The organism is Streptomyces sp. D2-8, from assembly GCF_023184515.1.
Lineage (GTDB): Bacteria > Actinomycetota > Actinomycetes > Streptomycetales > Streptomycetaceae > Streptomyces.
In genome coordinates this window covers 98,751-116,060 of sequence record NZ_JAAHBP010000023.1, presented here as the reverse complement: position 1 = coordinate 116,060, position 17,310 = coordinate 98,751, and the positions used below count along the sequence as shown (strand labels likewise).

12 protein-coding genes are annotated in these 17,310 nt (G+C 72.0%); 2 read left to right on the top strand and 10 right to left on the bottom strand.

Annotation, left to right across the window (positions count from 1 at the left end):
- Window positions 1-23: 23 nt before the first annotated feature.
- The 9 genes from G3I77_RS32740 to G3I77_RS32700 form a co-directional block, all read right to left on the bottom strand.
- Window positions 24-956, bottom strand: a complete 933-nt coding sequence (locus tag G3I77_RS32740) for an LD-carboxypeptidase (protein WP_248509471.1) — start codon at window positions 954-956, stop codon at window positions 24-26.
- On the bottom strand, window positions 953-2,917 hold the full coding sequence (locus G3I77_RS32735; protein ID WP_248509468.1) for a prolyl oligopeptidase family serine peptidase: 1,965 nt from the start codon (window positions 2,915-2,917) through the stop codon (window positions 953-955). The genes G3I77_RS32740 and G3I77_RS32735 overlap by 4 nt, the downstream gene beginning before the upstream one ends.
- 4 nt (window positions 2,918-2,921) lie before the next feature.
- A complete protein-coding gene (locus G3I77_RS32730; protein ID WP_248509462.1) occupies window positions 2,922-4,235 on the bottom strand; it encodes a M20/M25/M40 family metallo-hydrolase in 1,314 nt (437 codons plus the stop codon).
- Window positions 4,228-5,061, bottom strand: coding sequence for a M55 family metallopeptidase (locus G3I77_RS32725; protein WP_248509460.1), 834 nt, complete (start codon window positions 5,059-5,061; stop codon window positions 4,228-4,230). Before G3I77_RS32725 ends, G3I77_RS32730 begins: the two co-directional genes overlap by 8 nt.
- A 74-nt stretch (window positions 5,062-5,135) precedes the next feature.
- A complete protein-coding gene (locus G3I77_RS32720) occupies window positions 5,136-6,233 on the bottom strand; it encodes an SGNH/GDSL hydrolase family protein (RefSeq protein WP_248509458.1) in 1,098 nt (365 codons plus the stop codon).
- Between the two features lie 116 nt (window positions 6,234-6,349).
- Entirely contained in the window at window positions 6,350-7,075 is a 726-nt protein-coding gene (locus G3I77_RS32715) for a class I SAM-dependent methyltransferase (RefSeq protein WP_248509456.1), read from the bottom strand.
- Window positions 7,076-7,198: 123 nt separating this feature from the next.
- The gene (locus G3I77_RS32710) at window positions 7,199-9,637 is read right to left on the bottom strand and encodes a SpoIIE family protein phosphatase (RefSeq protein ID WP_248509454.1); all 2,439 of its coding nucleotides are present in this window, start codon (window positions 9,635-9,637) and stop codon (window positions 7,199-7,201) included.
- 143 nt (window positions 9,638-9,780) lie between these two features.
- Window positions 9,781-12,171 (bottom strand): MFS transporter, encoded by a 2,391-nt coding sequence (locus tag G3I77_RS32705; protein ID WP_248509453.1) that lies wholly within the window; start codon window positions 12,169-12,171, stop codon window positions 9,781-9,783.
- Between the two features lie 156 nt (window positions 12,172-12,327).
- A complete protein-coding gene (locus G3I77_RS32700; protein WP_031106739.1) occupies window positions 12,328-12,771 on the bottom strand; it encodes an SRPBCC family protein in 444 nt (147 codons plus the stop codon).
- Between the two features lie 795 nt (window positions 12,772-13,566).
- Here G3I77_RS32700 and G3I77_RS32695 point away from each other — a divergent pair.
- Complete coding sequence (locus G3I77_RS32695; protein ID WP_248509452.1) at window positions 13,567-14,340, top strand: hypothetical protein; 774 nt, start codon at window positions 13,567-13,569, stop codon at window positions 14,338-14,340.
- 198 nt (window positions 14,341-14,538) lie between these two features.
- On the opposite strand, the gene G3I77_RS32690 is transcribed toward G3I77_RS32695, so the two are convergent.
- Complete coding sequence (locus G3I77_RS32690; protein WP_248509451.1) at window positions 14,539-15,102, bottom strand: hypothetical protein; 564 nt, start codon at window positions 15,100-15,102, stop codon at window positions 14,539-14,541.
- Window positions 15,103-15,682: 580 nt separating this feature from the next.
- Between G3I77_RS32690 and G3I77_RS32685 the strand changes: the two genes are divergently transcribed.
- Window positions 15,683-17,278, top strand: a complete 1,596-nt coding sequence (locus tag G3I77_RS32685; RefSeq protein ID WP_248509450.1) for an alpha/beta hydrolase — start codon at window positions 15,683-15,685, stop codon at window positions 17,276-17,278.
- The last annotated feature ends 32 nt before the right edge of the window (window positions 17,279-17,310 follow it).

Genomic DNA, 17,310 nt, shown 5'->3' with positions numbered 1-17,310 from the left:
CAGAATTTCAGCAGCGGCGGTTCTCAGCCCAGAGCCGGTTCGTCCAGCGTCAACGTGCCTGCTCCGGCGTCCAGTTCGGCCCGGACCCCGAGGGGCATGGTGAGCGCGCCCTCGCCGTGCCCGAACCCGAACTCCTCCACCACCGGGACGCCCAGAGCACCGAGCCGGTCGGTGAGGACCGCGCGCAGCTCCCCGTACGGGCCGCACCCCGCCCAGGACCCGAGGACGATCCCGGCGACCCCGTCGAGCCAGCCGGTGCGCAGGAGTTGGGTCAGGTACCGGTCCAGGCGGTACGGGCTCTCACCGACGTCCTCCACCAGCAACAGCCCGCCCCGCGCCCGGGGGTGGGCGTGCGGGGTGCCGAGGTCGCTCGCGAGCAGGCTCAGGCAGCCGCCCAGGGTGACGCCCCGGGCGCGGCCCGGGACCAGTGCGGTGCCGCCCGGGGGCACGGCCGTGACGGTCCGCACGGACTCCGGCTCGAAGAGGGTGGCCCGCAGGTGCTCCTGGGCCCGGGCGTTCTTGAGGAAGTCGACGCCGGCGGCCGCGGGCCCGTACAGGGTGACCAGGCCCAGGCGGGTGGCGACGGCCTGGTGCAGGACGGTGACGTCGCTGAACCCGGCGAACACCTTCGGGCCCGCCGCCCGCATCGCCGCCCAGTCGAGCAGGTCGACCATGCGCTGCGCCCCGTACCCGCCCCGGGCGCACAGCACGGCGGCGACGGACGGATCGCACCAGGCGTTCTGGAGGTCGGCGGCCCGCTGCTCGTCCGTGCCGGCCAGGTAGTCCAGCTCCCCGTGACGGCCGAGCACATGGGGCATCACCACGGGGTCGAGGTCCCAGCCGCGCAGGATGTCGAGCCCGGCCTGGAGCCGCTCCTCGGGCACCGGCCCGCTGGGCGCGACGACGGCGACGCGGGCGCCGGGGGCGAGCCGGGGCGGTCGTACCAGCGGGTTCACTTGGCGAGCTCCAGAAGGGGGATGCCGGGCGGGTTCAGTCGGAACACCTGGGCGTAGAGGGAAAGTTCGGCCTCCAGGGCGCGCACCATGGTCTCCGCCCTGCGGAACCCGTGCCCCTCCCCCTCGAAGGCGAGATACGCGTGCGGCACCTTCCGGCCCTCCAGCCGGGCCAGGAACCGCTCGCACTGGACGGGCGGACAGATCACGTCGTCCAGGCCCTGGAGCAGCAGGAACGGCACGGCGAGGCGGTCGGCGTGGGCGGCGGGCGAGCGCTCCGCGTACCGGGCGGGCACCTCGGCGAGCGGCCCGATCAGGCCGTCCAGGTACCGCGACTCGAAGTCATGGGTCTCCCCCGTGCCCCAGCCGGTCAGGTCCAGGATCGGGTACTTGATGGTGCCGCAGGCGTAGACGTCGGTGGTGGTGAGCGAGGCGGCGGCGGTCCAGCCGCCCGCGCTGCCGCCCCGGACGGCGAGCCGGCCGCGGTCGGCGGTGCCCTCGTCGGCGAGGGCCAGGGCGACGGCGGCGCAGTCCTCGACGTCCACCACGCCCCACTGCTCGCGCAGCCGCTCGCGGTAGGGACGGCCGTATCCGGTGGAGCCGCCGTAGTTGACCTCGGCGACGCCGATGCCGCGCGAGGTGAAGTAGGCGATCTCCAGGTCGAGCACGAGCGGCGCGCGGCCGGTGGGTCCGCCGTGCGCCCAGAGGACGTAGGGCGGCAGTTCGTCGCCGGGCGCGACGCAGCCGGGGTGGTGCGGCGGGTAGAGGTGGGCGTGGATGTCACGTCCGTCGGGGCCGGTGAAGGTGCGGATCTGCGGCTCGGGGTAGTACGCGGGGTCCACGGCGTCGTCGTGCTCGGCACCGACGACACGGGCCCGGCCGGTGCGGGTGTCCAGCTCGACGACCTCGTAGGCGCTGCGCGGGCTGGCCCCGACGGCGACGACCCGTTCGCCGTGGGCGGCGAGGGTGGGGGCGAACTCGGTCCAGGGTCCGGCCGCGTCCACGACCTCGCCGGTCTCGGGGTCCAGGACGCCGAGGGCGGTGGCACCCCGGCCGTGCACGACGGCGATCAGACCGCTGTCCAGCGGCGTGAACCATCGCGATCCCAGCTTCCACAGCGCTCCGCCGAACTCCTCCTCGCGCGGGCACAGCGGCTCTCCGTCGAGGTAGAGGTTCCACCAACCGGTGCGGTCGCTCGCGTGCAGCAGGCGGCCGTCGTGGGTCCAGTCGGCCTGGGCGATCGACTCGCCGGGCCCGCCGGCCACGGCCCGGACGCCGCGCAGGGTGCCGTCGGGGGTGATATCGGCGAGGAGCAGTTCGGTGCCGTCCCACGGCATGCGCGGATGGTCCCAGGCGAGCCAGGCGGCCCGCCGCCCGTCGGGCGAGAGCTTCGGCCCGGTCACGAACCGGTGCCGCCCGTCGGTGAGTTCGCGTACGGCGTCCCGGTCGCGGGCCGCGGATCCGTCCAGCGGGACGGCGGCCAGGACGCGGCGCACGTCGGTGGGTCCGTCGCCGGTGAACTCCTCCAGCACGCACCACACTTCCCCCCGTTCGGGCAGCGGCAGCGGCTCGGCCCAGCGCAGGCCGGCGCCTACGGGGGACACGGGGGTGAGCGGCTGGGGTTCGCCGCCCGGCGCGCAGCGGTACAGCCGCTGGTCGGCGAAGTTCACGAACACCACCAGCGGTCCCTCGTCGCCCGCGAGGGCGGCCCACGGGTGCCCGCCGTACTCGATGACCCGGCTGCGCACGTTCCACGGCGCGGGCAGCAGCGACTCCTCCCGGCCGTCGGCGTGCCGCCGCACGAGGGTGCGCCGGCCGCCCTCGGCGGGGCGCGGCTCGGTCCACCACACCTCGTCGCCGACGAAGCCCACGTACTCCGGGTGCCCGTCGTGCGCGGCGGTCAGGGCCGCGTCGATGGGCGAGGGCCACGCCCCGTAGGCCAGCGTCCGCACCGTCTCCCCCACTCTCCTAGGCCGTGCGCAGGAACCGGTCGAGCACGCGGACGCCGAAGTGCAGCGCCTCGACCGGTACCCGCTCGTCGACGCCGTGGAACATGGCCGCGTAGTCGTAGCCGTCCGGCAGCTTCAGCGGCGTGAAGCCGTAGCCGGTGATGCCGAGGCGGGAGAACTGCTTGGCGTCGGTGCCACCGGACATGCAGAACGGCACCACGCTCCCCTCGGGCGCGAACTCCTCGATGGCGGCCCGCATCCCCGCGAACGTCACCGAGTCCACCGGCGACTCCAGGGCGACCTCGCGGTGGTGGAACTCCCAGTCCACGTCCGGCCCGGTGAGCCGGTCGAGGGTGCTGCGGAACTCCTCCTCGCCGCCGGGCATGTACCGGCCGTCCACGTGCGCCACGGCCTCACCGGGAATGACGTTGATCTTGTAACCGGCGTCCAGCATGGTCGGGTTGGCGCTGTTGCGCAGGGTCGGCTCGACGAGCCGGGCGGCAGGGCCGAGCTTCTCCAGCAGTGCGTCCACGTCGGTGAGGTCGGTCTCGATGCCGTAGAGCGCGGCGAGTTCGGTGAGTGCGGCCCGTACGGTCGGGGTCAGCCGCAGGGGCCACTCGTGCGCGCCGATCCGCGCGATCGCGCCCGCGAGGCGGGTCACCGCGTTGTCCCGGTTGACCTTGGAGCCGTGTCCGGCGCGTCCGCGGGCGGTGAGCTTCAGCCAGGCGGTGCCGCGCTCCCCGGCCGCGATCGGGTAGATCTGCCGCCCGTCGCCGTCGTGGAAGGTGAAGGCGCCCGACTCGCTGATGCCTTCGGTGCAGCCCTCGAAGAGTGCGGGGTGCTGGTCGGCGAGGAATCCGGCTCCGTCCTCGGCGCTGTCCTCCTCGTCCGCGGTGAACGCGATGACGATGTCCCGGCGGGGCCGGACGCCCTGCCGTGCCCAGCCGTGCACGACGGCCAGGATCATCGCGTCCATGTTCTTCATGTCGACGGCGCCGCGTCCCCAGACGACCCCGTCGCGGATCTCCCCGGAGAACGGGTGCACGCTCCAGTCGGCGGCCGCGGCGGGCACGACGTCCAGATGGCCGTGGAGCAGCAGCGCGCCGGCCGACGGGTCGGTGCCCTCGATACGGGCGACGACGTTGGTCCGCCCCTTGGCGCGCTCCAGCAGGGTGGGCTCGATCCCGGCGCCGGCGAGCCGGGCGGCGGCGTACTCGGCGGCGGGCCGCTCCTGGCAGTCGCCGCCGCCCCGGTTGGTGGTGTCGATCCGGATGAGGTCGGACGTGAACGTCACGACCTCGTCCAGCGCGGTCCCGTCCACCTGATCAGCCATACTGCTCCTCCACCGCGGCCGAGACGATCGTGGTGACCGCCTTGAAGGCGCGGATGCCCTCGTACATGGTCTCGCTCGTGTACGCCACCTTCCGCTCCCCGATCCGTTCCACGCCCGGGACGACGGTGGCGGCCATCGCCAGGTGCTCGGCGTCGAACTCCACGGCCACGGTGAACGGGCCGCCGTGCACGGGTTCGTGACGTACCGCCAGCGCGGCGGCCTCCTTGGCCGCCGCCCGGATGTCGGCCCCGGTCCGGGCGGGCGTGCGGCACACCGCCGCGTAGCGCGACACGTGGTCCTTCACCGCGACCTTCAGCGCCTCGGGCGCGTACCCGAGCGCGTCCTCGCACGCCACGTCGTCCCCGGTGACCAGCACGACCGGCACCCCGAACTCGGCGACGACATGCGCGTTGAGCAGCCCCTCGCTGGCCCGTACGTCGTTCAGCCACACGCCCGTGATCGAGTTGGCGAGGTAGGTGTGGGCGAGGACGCCCTCCATGCCGGCGCCCGCGTGGTAGCCGACGAACGCGATGCCGTCGACGTCGCCGTGCTGCACGCCCTCCACCATGGACAGTTCCTTGTGCCGGCCGGTGAGCATCTGGGCGCGGTCGTCGAGCTGCTCCAGCAGCAGGTTGCGCATCGTGGAGTGCGCCTCGTTGATGATCACCTCGTCGGCGCCGCCGTCGTGGAAGCCTAGTACGGCGGCGTTGACATCGGAGGTGAACAGTGAGCGGCAGCGCTCCCACTGGGACGCGCCCGGCATCACGTCGTCGGGCCAGGTGACGCCGGTGGCGCCCTCCATGTCGGCGCTGACGAGGATTCTCATGACGAGCCGTCCAGGGCGGAGATCTTCATGGTTCGTCACGTTACGCGCTGCGGGCTGAACCGGCTACGAGGTGGTCACCAACGGATCGGCAGGTCGGCGAGGAACGCGGTGAGACGGTCGGCCAGCAGGCGGTGGTCACGGGCCGAGTAGTGCCAGTGGCAGCCGGTGTGGTCCAGGCCGGTGGTGTCGAGGGGCCAGTAGCGCACCCGTCGGTCGCCCGCGCCGGTGCGCTCCCGCACGACGTGTTCGACATGGCCGGCGAAGGGGCCCGTGCCCACGGCCAGGATGGTGGCCGCGGGCCCGTAGCGCCCCCGCAGCTTGTCGAGGAAGCCGCTGTAGGCGCCGCGGTAGGCGGCGGCGAGGCTCTCGTCCGTCCATGGCTCGCCCGGGTTGATCGGGGTCGAGAAGTCGTTCGTGCCGAGGTGGATCACCACGAGCTGCGGCCGCCAGGTGCCCGGGTTCCGCCAGACGTCGCCCGGCACGTTCAGCAGCGCACGGTCGTAGAAGCTGCGGTAGTTCACCTCCGGGGAGCCTCCGTTGTAGTTGCGCACCATGCCCTGGCCCGAATAGGCGTTGACCTGGTAGTCGGCGCGCAGCCCCCGGGCGGTGAGGGCGCCGTAGCTCACGTCGGCGTTGGTGGTGCGGCCCAGCTGCCCACCGTCGCAGTCGCGGGAGGTGGAGAGGTTTCCGTAGCCGGCCGTGAGGGAGTCGCCGATGAACTCGATCTGGCGGCTGCGTGCGGCCGGCCGGGCCAGGACGGCACCGCCGGGTGCGGCGACGAAGCCGCCGAAGGAGCTGGTGCTCCACGGGGTGTCGTTGCGCTTGACGAGCCGGACGCTGTGCACGCCGTCGCGCAGGCCCCTGACCCAGTGCGTGGCTTTCCCGGGAGTGACGAGGGTCGCGACGGTGGCTCCGTCGACCTGGACGTCGTAGTCGGCGGCCGGATCGTCGAGTACGACGCCCACGCCGGTGCCCCGGATCCGGCCCTCGAAGTAGACGCCGGGCCAGCTGTACCGGAGCACGTCGCCGGCGTCCTGCACCCGCCCTGCGGTGTGCACACTGTCCCGTAGCGCGCGAGGGTACGGTGCGGCGGCGTCCGTGACGGCGGAGGTCCCGACCAGCACCGTCGACACCGCCGACGCGACCAGCATCCGTAACCAGGGCATCGGCATGGCCGTCCTCCGCGGGGGCGAGGCAGGTGCACGGACCGGGGCAGGGTGACCGTACACCGACAAATCTGTTCGCCGCCAGAGCACGTCCCCCGGGTCCGGTCCCCTGATGGCCCCCCTCAGGCCGTACGCCCCGCCACCAGCCAGGTGGAGGGCAGCTCGATGCGTGTGCCGTCCGGCCGGTACTCCGCGCTCCTCAGGGGCAGGTGACCGCTCGCCAGGACGGTGAGCCCGGCCGAGCGCAGATACTCGGGCACGGCCTCGTCCGAGACCTCGCCGGGCGCGAGGCCGTGCCGGAACACCGGCGTGAGCTTGGGCGGCGGACCGTCCGGGCCGCCCGCGAGGCCCCTCAGGACCGGCTTGGCGGCGCCCGAGAGCTCCACCAGGCAGGCGCGGCCGCGGTCGCCGACCAGCGTGGCGATCCCGTCGACCAGGGCCTGCCGGTCGTCCGGCTCGCACTGGTGCAGGACGCCCCGCATGTAGACGTTGGTGTCGCCGAGCTCCGCGTGCAGGGCCTGGGTCTCGTCCTTCTCGGCGGCGTCCACCTGCCGGTAGGCGGCCTGCCCCGCCGGGTCGCCGCGCCGGGCGTGATCGAGGGCGGCGGCGGACAGGTCGACGCCCAGCACCCGCGGGAAACGGTCGGCGAGGTAGCGGGTCTGGGTACCGTTGCCGCAGCCCAGGTCCACCAGCGGCAGTGCGGGGTCGGCCAGATACGGTTCGAACAGGGCGAGATGCGGGCCCACGGTCAGGACCGGTTCCGCGTCCCAGAACACCGCCCCGGATTCACCGGACGCCTCGCGCCAGAACCCTTCCCAGGCCTCCCGGTACCGACTCGTCACGCTCATGGCCCACTCCCCAGGGTGCGAACGAATCCCGCCATACGACGGGCGAGTACGGTGTATCGCGCTCCGGTCGCGGCCACAAGAACGCGGGGACGTACCTTCACGCCGCGTTCGCCCCGGAGGTGCTCAGCGGCGCGGCAGCGTCAGCTCGAACCAGACCGTCTTGCCGGCCTTGGTCCGGCTGCTCCCCCACTCGCGCGACAGCGTGCTGACGACACGCAGGCCGCGTCCGGTCTCGTCGAGCGGGCCCGCGTTGAGCAGCGTCGGCAGCTCGTGGTCGTCGTCGTCCACCTCGCACAGCAGGGTGTCGCCGCGGACCAGGCGCAGTTGGACGGGCCGGGCGTGGGAGTGCCGTACGGCGTTGGTGACGAGTTCGCCGGCCAGCAGCTCGGCGGGCGCGACGAGGTTCGCCAGGCCCCAGTCGTGCAGTTGCTCGCGGACCACCGCGCGGGCCCGGCCCACCTCGGCCGGGTCGAGGGCGAGGCGCCATTCGGCCACGTCGTCCGGCTCGATGCCGCCCAGCCGCGCCATCAGCAGCGCCACGTCGTCCTTACGGCCGCCGCGGCCCGCTTTTGAGAATGTCACAGCCAGGGCGCGGATGATGGTGTCGCAGGCGTCGTCCATGGACGCGGCCGGGTGCGCGGCCGACTCGCAGAGCGTGGCGAGCCCGGCCCCGATGTCCTCGCCGCGCACCTCGACGAGCCCGTCGGTGCACATCACCAGCCGGTCGCCGGACTCCACGCGCACACGCACCGCCTCGAAGGGCACTCCCCCGACGCCGATGGGCGCGCCCGTGGGCAGGTCCAGCAGTTCGCTGCGGCCGTCGTCGGCACGGACCAGGACCGGCGGGATGTGACCGGCGTTGGCGAGGTGGAGCTCGCTCGCGATCGGGTCGTAGACGGCGTAGAGGCAGGTCGCGAGGTAGCCGTCGCCGAGGCGCTGGGCGAGGTCGTCGAGGTTGCGCAGCAGCTCGGCGGGCGGCAGGTCGAGCCCGGCCATGGTCTGCACGGCCGTGCGCAACTGGCCCATCATCGCAGCCGAGTTCAGGCCGTGGCCCATGACGTCGCCGACGACGAACGCCGTGCGCCCGCCGTGCAGTTTCACCGCGTCGAACCAGTCGCCGCCGACCCGCCCGAGCAGCGTGCCCGGCAGATAGCGGGTGGCGATGTCGCAGCCCGCCATGCGGGGCGGGATGTGCGGGAGCATGCTGTCCTGGAGCGTCTCGGCGACGTTCTCCTGGAAGGTGTACATGCGCGCGTTGTCGAGCACGAGGCCCGCGCGGGCGGCGAGTTCGGCGCCGGTGACGCGGTCCATGTCGTTGAAGACGGGCCGCTCCGGGTGCCGCAGCAGGATCATGAACCCGAGGACGACGTTGCGCGCCTTGAGGGGCACGACCAGCATCGAGCGGCCGGTGATGAGGGGCCGGATGTCGCGCTTCTCGAACTGCGCGGCGATGGCGTGCCCCATCTCCTCGCTGATCCGCGGCACGAGGACGGGTTCGCCGCTCGTCATGCACTGGAAGAACGGCGTGTGCGCCGGGAACGGCATGGCCTCGCCGACCGGCACGACATCGTCCCAGCGGCCCGGTTCGTCGGTGTGCTCGACGGCGACGCGGTGCCACATCGTGGTCGTGTCGGGCACTCCGTCCTCGAACGCCTCGCCGGCGACGACCTGTTCACGCAGGTACGTCCCGGCGACATCGGTGAAGCGGGGCACGACGGCCCTGCTGACCTCGATGATCGTGCGGGACAGGTCGAGGGAGGTGCCGATACGGCCGCTGACCTCGTTGAGGAACTCCAGGCGCTCGCGGACGGCGGCATGTTCGAGGTCCTCGCCCTCGTCCCGCAGGTCCTCCGGAACGGGTTCGCCGGCGGCCAGGGCCCGCGCGGCCCGTTCGCGGCGCGCCGTGCGTTCGGCTCGCCGGGCCACGCCCCAGTCGGGGGTGACGGGCACCCGGTCGTTCTGACTGAACTCCAGGATCGGGTAGCCGAGTTCGAGGATCTGCGCGACGATCCGGGCGCTCTCGCCGACGCTCATGCTGGGCAGGATCTCGGGGAGCCGGCGGGCGAGGTCCTCGGACCCGGGGAAGTCGGTGTGCAGTGCGAAGCCGGGCGCGATCCGCTCGAACGCCCCGCCGCCCGCACGCAGCCCTTCGGCGTCGGCGGCCAGCACGAGCAGCCGCTCGGGCCCGGGGCCCACCAGGGGGTAGGCCCACCACAGGACGTCGACCCGCCCGTCCCCGGAAGCGGTGAGCCGGGCGCGGCCCGCCGAGGGGTAGGAGAGCCCGCCGTCGAGGGAGGATTCGAGGTCGGGGCCGAGACCGTCGCCGGCGGCATACGGAGTGGTGCCCTGCTCGTGGGGCAGGGCACCGGAGACGGGGAGCAGGTCGAGGGCCGTGCGGCCGATCGCCTCCTCCTTGGGGACGCCGAACAGGCGCCGTGCGCCGCGGCTCCAGTGGGACACGAGGCCGTCGCGGTCGACCACGACGACGGCCAGGGGGACGCGGCCGGGTTCAGCGGGTTCCGTCGTCGTGCCCTGCCCAGCGCTGTCGGTGCCACGGTCCATGGCCCAGGCCCTCTCTCCCCACGGACGCAAGATCTGTGCCGGCGTCACCACCGTACGGCTCCCGCAGGTGGCGATGTGAGGCAATGCGGGAATTGCTCGCGCGGGGTTCGCACCGGCGTGCGACCCCGCGCGCCGCTGCCCGTTCAGTCCTCGTGACCCAGTTGGAGATCCCGCTCGGTACGGCCTCCTCCGGCGACCTGGAGCACGGTGGCGACGGGCGGGTATCCGGCGGCGATGACGGTGTATTCGCCGGAGGACAGGTCGACGAAGCGGAAGGTGCCGTCGGCGCCCGTGGTGAGGGTGTCGACCACGTTGCCCGCCACGTCGAGCAGCGTCACGCGCGCGTCCTCGACAGGCCGGCCACCGCCCGCCCGGACGGTGCCGCGCAGCACGGCGCCGCCGGCCAGTTCGATGTCCCGGCGGGTCTCGCGGGCTGCCTGGACGGTGACGGGGAGCGCGGCCGGGCGGAAGGCGGGCGCACTGGCGGCGAGGGTGTACTCGCCGGCGACCAGCTCGGTGATGACGTAGCCGCCCTCCCGGCCGCTGCGGGTGGTGGCCACGACCTCGCCGTGCACGTTGGTGAGCGTGACGGTGGCATCCCGTACGGGCGTGCCGTCGGCGGTGACCACGGTGCCGATCAGGTTTCCGGCGCCGCCGAGGACGATGTCGAGTTCGACGGGGCGTTCGCCGACGGTCACGGACACCGCCTGCGGCTGGTGGCCGCCGGCCGCGGCGATCAGCACGTACGAGCCCGGGCCCGGGGTGGCCAGCGCATAGCGCCCGTCCTCGCCGCTCGCGCCGCGCCCGGTCTGCTGCCCGGTGACGTCGATGAGCGTGATCGCCGCGCGGGGCACGACGGTCCCGTCGTGGTGCTGCACCGAGCCGCAGACGGGTACGCCGGCGGCGTACCCGGCGCGGGCCTGCGGGATCGGGGCGCTCCCCGGCGCCGTGTCCGGGTCGGTGACGGAGGCGTTGTGGGACACCAGGGGTTTCTCCTTGAGGAAGAGGGCGATGACCAGTCCGAGGACGAGCACCGGCACCAGGTAGAGGAAGATCCGCGGCATGGCGTCGGCGTACGCCCGGATGTAGTCCTCGCGCACGGCCGGGGGCAGTGCGTGCACGAGCTGCGGGGTGAGGGACTCGGGGTCCGGCAGCCCGGTGCCCGCGCGTGCCGGCAGGCGCTCGGCGAGGGCGTCGGTGAGCCGGTCGGCGAGGAGGGTGCCGAAGACTGCGGCTCCGACGCTGCCGCCGATCTGCCGGAAGTAGTTGCTGGCGCTGGTGGCGGTGCCGAGGTCGGCGGGGCGTACGGAGTTCTGCACGGCGAGGATCAGCACCGGCATCACCATGCCGATGCCGGCGCCGAGGACGGCCATCCAGATGCTGTAGTGCAACCGGGGCGTGCCGACCTCCAGCCGCGACAGCAGCCACATGCCGGCGACGGAGAGGACGCCGCCGAGGATCGGGTAGGCCTTGTAGCGGCCGGTGTGGCTGATGAGCCGGCCGGCGATGATCGAGGCGCCGACGATGCCGGCCATCATCGGCAGCATGAGCAGGCCCGACTCGGTGGCGGAGGCCCCGTCGACCATCTGCAGATACGTCGGCAGATAGCTGGCGGCCCCGAACAGGCCGACCCCGATCACCAGGCCGACCAGGCCGGTGACGTTGAAGACGGAGTCCCTGAACAGCCGCAGCGGGATGAGGGGTTCGGCGGCGAAGTGCTCGGTGACGAGGAAGAGGACGGTCGCCGCCGCCGCTCCGGTCGCGAGGCCGAGGATCGTGCGCGAGTCCCAGGCGTACTCGGTGCCGCCCCAACTGGTCAGCAGGACCAGGCAGGTGGAGGCGGCGGTCAGCAGCAGCGCGCCGAGGATGTCCAGCCGGGCTCTGACGGCCGGCTTGGGCAGCTTCAGCGTGACGGCGACGACGGCCAGGGTGACCAGGCCGAAGGGGACGTTGATGTAGAAGCACCAGCGCCAGGAGAGGTGGTCGGTGAAGTAGCCGCCGAGCAGCGGTCCGGCTACGGAGGCGAGGCCGAAGGCGGCGCCGATCAGGCCCATGTAGCGGCCGCGCCGCCGGGGCGGCACGATGTCCGCGATGATCGTCTGGACACCGATCATGAGGCCGCCCGCGCCGACGCCCTGCAGGGCCCGGAAGGCGATCAGTTGGTCCATGTCCTGCGCCCGGCCCGCGAGCGCGGAGCCGGCGACGAAGACGACGAGCGCGAACTGGAAGACACCCTTGCGGCCGAGGAGATCGCCGAGCCTGCCGTAGATCGGCAGTCCGACGGTGGCGGTGAGCAGGTAGGCGGTGATCGCCCAGGACATCCGGTCCAGGCCGTGCAAGTCACCGACGATCTTCGGGAGCGCGGTGGCGACGATCATCTGCTCCAGGGCGGCCAGGAGCAGGGCCGGCATGAGAGCGAAGAAGATCAACCGCACCCGGCGCGGGCTCGGTCCGGTGTCCGGATCCGGCGGTGGTGCGGGGGTGTCGGGAGGCGCCACCGCCGGTTCGTCCTGCGCCAGAGTGATCCCGCCCACTCACCGCTCCCCTCGTCGCGCTGCCGCACAATTCCCGCGTAAAAGCGACAACTACGAGCAAGCGCGACGAGTTACGGCACAGGAGCGAGCCGTACGGAGATCACTCGAACCGGTGAGGGGCGCAACGCCCCCTGGTGGTTTGCGTCTTGGGACGGGTTACTTCTCGACCTCGGCGGCGAGCTTGGCGAGCATCGCGTCGTAGATCCGGCCGAGACCCTTGGGCGCGAAGGTCTTCTCGAAGAAGCCGCCGATGCCGCCGGCGCCGGTCCACGTCGTGGTCACGACGACCCGGGACTTGCCCTCGCCGGCCGGGGTGACCCGCCAGGTGGTGACCATGGAGGAGTTGCGGTCCTTCTCGACCAGTTCGCCGTCGGTGGGCTCGCCGACCTCCAGGAGGCAGTCGCGCACGCGCTTGCTGGTGGCCTGGAGCTTCCAGTGGACGAGGGTGCCCTCGCCGTCGCCGCCCTCCCGGACCTCGTACTCGCTGAACTGCTCGGGCAGCAGCTTCGCGCGCGTGCCGCTGTAGTCGGCGAGGGCGTCGAACACCGTCTCCGCGTCCGCCGCGACGATCCGCTCCGTAGTGGCCTCGACCTGCGCCATCGCTTTCCTCCAGGACCTGGTTGCTCGGGGGTCGGGGCAAGCCAACCACCCCGCCGCCCGGCCGCCCAAATCGGGGTGACGCAACTCGGTCGAACACGTTCGGAAAACACCCTCGCACGATCAAGGGAACATGTGTTCTATTTTATGGTCAGTGCTACCGAGGAGGCGTCATGCGCTGGGAGAACCTCACAGTGGACTCCGAACACAGCCGGGCCGATGCCGCGCTGTTCGGCGCGGACGCGGTGACCACGCGTACCTTCGACACGGCACACCTTCCTCGGCAGGGACGTCCGCGACGGGGCGCACGCAGTGATCGCCGCGGACCCCCGCTCCCCGGTCGAGCACCCCTCCGCTGAAGCACTGGCCGAGCAGGCCTGCGGCCTCGCGCAGCACAACCGGCCGGCCCAGGAAGCGAGCCGCCGGCTGCACCAGGCCCTGGATTCACTCGAAGCCTCCCCCACGCCGCCCGGCCGCACGAGACGTGGCTGATCACCCTGTGCACGGCACTCGCCGCGATCGGGCACCACGCCGACGGCGCGCACCTGGCCCGCAGCCTGCACAACCCCGCCCACCAGGTCCAGGCGCTGGCGGGTGCCGCCGTCGCAGCTGCCGCCGGGCATCTCCCCGACGGTCGGCGGCTGGCCGACGAGGCCGCCGACCGCACGAGGACGCTCAAGGGCGCCGAGACCTTCTCCGTCCGCGACGGCGCGCCAGGGGCGCGACGTCAGCGATGCGCGGGCCGCCGCCACACAAGCCCTGTCGTATGCCGGCGAGGGCCCGCGAGCCCTTTCCATCGTGCAGGACACCGACGGCCCGGACAGCGACAGGAGGCAACGCGCGCTCGTCGCCGTGGCGGCCGGGCTGCGCTCCCACGCCCCGGCCGCTGCAGCCGGCATCATCGACCACCAGCGGGAACTGCTCCTGGCCAGCACCTCCCCGCGGGGGCCGGGCGGGCGCATCGCCGATCTTGCCGAACTCCTCGCCGCTCTCCAGGACACGGATGCGGCCTGCGCCGAACGCCTCCGCGACGCCGTCGACCGCACATGGGAACAACTGAAGGAGACACGCACACCGCTGGATGCGGAGGATTTCCTCGTCCTCCTCCTCAATGCCCCCGGGCAGCGCGAGCAGGCCGGGCAGACACTGACACGGTGGGAGGAGAGCAGGACGAGCGTGCCCCCGTGGGAACTGCCGACCGCAGCCGTGGCCGTCGCACACGCCGCGTTCGGCGACCTTGATGGCGCCCGCCGCTGCGCGAACGGTCTCAACGTTCCCCACGACCGGTCCGCGGCGTTCGCCGACGTGGCCGGCTACCTCACCGGCGCGCCCGCAGCCCAGATCCGTCTCCGAATCCACCAGCACTGCCTTCGCCCGGACGTTCCGGGCCTCGCCCAGTCTCAGATACCTGCGGACACGGCACACACAGTCCAAGAGGCGGCGTCCTTCGTTGTCGACGCGCTCGCCAGCGACGGCTGGTACCACGTGCTGCCCGTCTTGGCCCGCATCGAGCCGGCCTCCGTCGTATGCGTGCGCGACATCGTCTTCGCCCACCGGCAGCTGGGCGAATGACGCCGCCTCCCCTCCCTCGGTCCGTTCGGCTGCATCGGCGCCGGGTATGGAAGGACGCCGATGACATGTGGCGCCGAACCACCGGGGTGGCGAACGGGCCGGGATAGGGGTCACGGTTCACGGAACGGCGACACGGGCATCTGTGCCCGATGACGCATCACGCGGGGAGCAGTAGGTGCGAGGGGCGTTTCGCTGGAATCACCGTGACGAGGGCGGGTCGGCTCGATCGGCAAGGTGTTCCTGCAACTCGATGTGCCTGAACTGCCAAGCGGTGCCGACTGTACGCAGCAAGACCAGCCGATAGCAGTCGTCGAGAAACCTTCCCAGCCGCCAGGGGAGTTGCCTGCGCGAGCAGAGCAGAAAGGCGACGTACCGAAGCGTGGCCCGCCCTGCCTCGTTTTTCGGGGTGACAAGGAATCCGTTGGTGAATCGAGCCGCGGAACCGACTGCCAATCCAGCGAGAACTGCGATGGTGACCATCTCGGACAGTCTTCCCATGCCGTTCAGGGCAAGAAAAGACGCGATGCCGAAGGCTGCCGCGTAAAGAGCCCCTCCCAATGCGTCTCCGCTCACCGAGTCTTGCGGCTTCATAACCGGATCGGTATCCGTTCTCGTCACGGCCAAGGTGAGGGAGACGACTGCGCCGCCGACGGCACCCCCCGCGAGACCGGCCATGTCGCCGATCAGCGCTCCAGGGACGCCGAGGAAGATTCCCACGGTCAGCCACAAAATCGCGTCTCTTCTGCCGGTGCGGGTACGCAAGCGATTGAGGCCGAATCGCTGTGGATGTGGCCAGACCGGTCCTCGTACTCCGCACGACGGCGATCGTGCTGGGCCTGCGGCCCGGACCCCATGGTATCGGCGCGTCCACCGCGTTCCGGCTGACGACGACAACCGGCTACGCGGTGACAGGGGCGCTGTGCCCGACGGCACTCCTTACGGCGTGGACGCCGGTGCGGCAGGTGCGTGCCGTGGACCCGAACGGCCGGGAGCGTTATCTCGGCTTGAATTTCTTCTCGTTGATGGTGGCGTGCCATGCTGACAGCACCACTGACCAGAACACTTCTGCGTCGCGCCGGGTTCCGTCGGTCGGACTCCAGACCGGCGTACCGGACTCTATGACGGCCCCTCAGAGCGCTTCTTCGCCCCGGCGCTAGCTGAAGCCAATGAAGCAGTCCTAGACGCACAGACCAGCGCCCGTTTGCGAGCATTCGAGCGCATCCGAAGATCCAATTGGGTCATGAGTTTGACGGAATGAGTTCTTCCGGGACCGGTTTCCGGGACGATGCGGCGAGGACGGTGCCCCTCGCGGTCCGACATCCCGCCGTCCTGGGAGGACTCCATGAGAAAACGCGCAGTCGCACTGTGCGGCGCCGCCGTCGTCATGGCCGGGACCTTCACGGCCGTTCCCGCCGAGGCGAGCGCACCCAGCACCGCGAACACCACGCAGACCGCGAAGCTCACCTGGAAGAGCTGCGCCACCGAGAACTACCCGACGCTCCAGTGCGCGTCCCTGAAGGTGCCGCTCGACCACCGCAGGCCGCACGGGGAGAAGATCACCCTCGCCCTGTCCCGCGTCCCGCACACCGCCCGGACCTACCAGGGCCCGCTGCTGGTCAACCCCGGCGGTCCCGGCGGCAGTGGGCTGACGCTCGCCGGGTTCGTCGCCTCCTCGCTGCCCGCGAAGGTCGCGGCCCAGTACGACGTCATCGGCTTCGACCCGCGCGGCGTGGGAGCGAGCAAGCCCGCCCTGGACTGCAAGCCGGGCCACTTCGACCCGGTCCGCCCGAACTCCCTGCCGGCGACGCCCGCGATCGAGAAGGCCAACCTCGACCGCGCCAGGTCCTTCGCCGCCGCCTGCGGCAAGAAGTACGCGCATCTCCTGCCGTACATCAACACCACCAGCGCCGTGCGCGACATGGACGCGATCCGGCAGGCCCTGGGCGCGAAGAAGATCAACTACTTCGGCTACTCGTACGGCACCTACCTGGGCGCGGTCTACGCCAGGCTCTTCCCGGAGCGGGTCCGGCGCCTGGTCCTGGACTCCGTCGCCGACCCGACCGACGTCTGGTACGAGGCCAACCTCAACCAGGACGTGGCCTTCAACGACCGCCACCGCGCCTTCCTCGCCTGGGTCGCCCGCCACGACGCGACCTACAAGCTCGGCACCGACCCGGAGAAGATCGAGGCGAAGTGGTACGCGATGCGCGCCGCCCTCGCCGAGAAGCCGGCGGACGGCACGGTGGGCGCCTCGGAGCTGGAGGACACCTTCATCCCGGGCGGCTACTACAACGGCTACTGGCCGAGCCTGGCGGAGGCGTTCGCGGCGTACGTGAACGACAAGGACCCCGAGCCGCTGGTCGAGGCGTACGAGAACTTCGGCGCGGTCGACGCCTCCGGCGACAACGGCTACAGCGTCTACACCTCGGTGCAGTGCCGGGACGCCGGCTGGCCGCGCGACTGGCGGCAGTGGCGCAAGGACAACTGGGCGGTGTACGAGAAGGCGCCGTTCATGACCTGGAACAACGCCTGGTACAACGCGCCGTGCGCGTTCTGGCCGACGGACTCGCTGCGCCCGGTGAACGTGGCCAACGGCAAACTGCCGCCGGTCCTGCTGTTCCAGGCGACCGGCGACGCGGCCACGCCGTACGAGGGCGGTGTCACCGTGCACCGTCTGCTGGCCCGTTCCAGCCTGGTGGTCGAGGAGGGCGGCGGCAACCACGGCATCACGCTGAGCGGCAACGCCTGCCTGGACAAGCATCTGGCGGCGTACCTGACGGACGGCACGGTGCCGCGCGGCTATGGGGAGGCGGACGCGGTGTGCGAGGCGCTGCCCGACCCGAAGCCCGCGGCGGCCACGGCTTCGCCTTCGGCACGCGGGGCGTCGGCCTCCTCGAACGGTTCGGCGCTGCACGGCCTGCTCGGGTTCCGTCACTGAACGGCTGACGATCCGTCGGGGGCGGGCGCTGT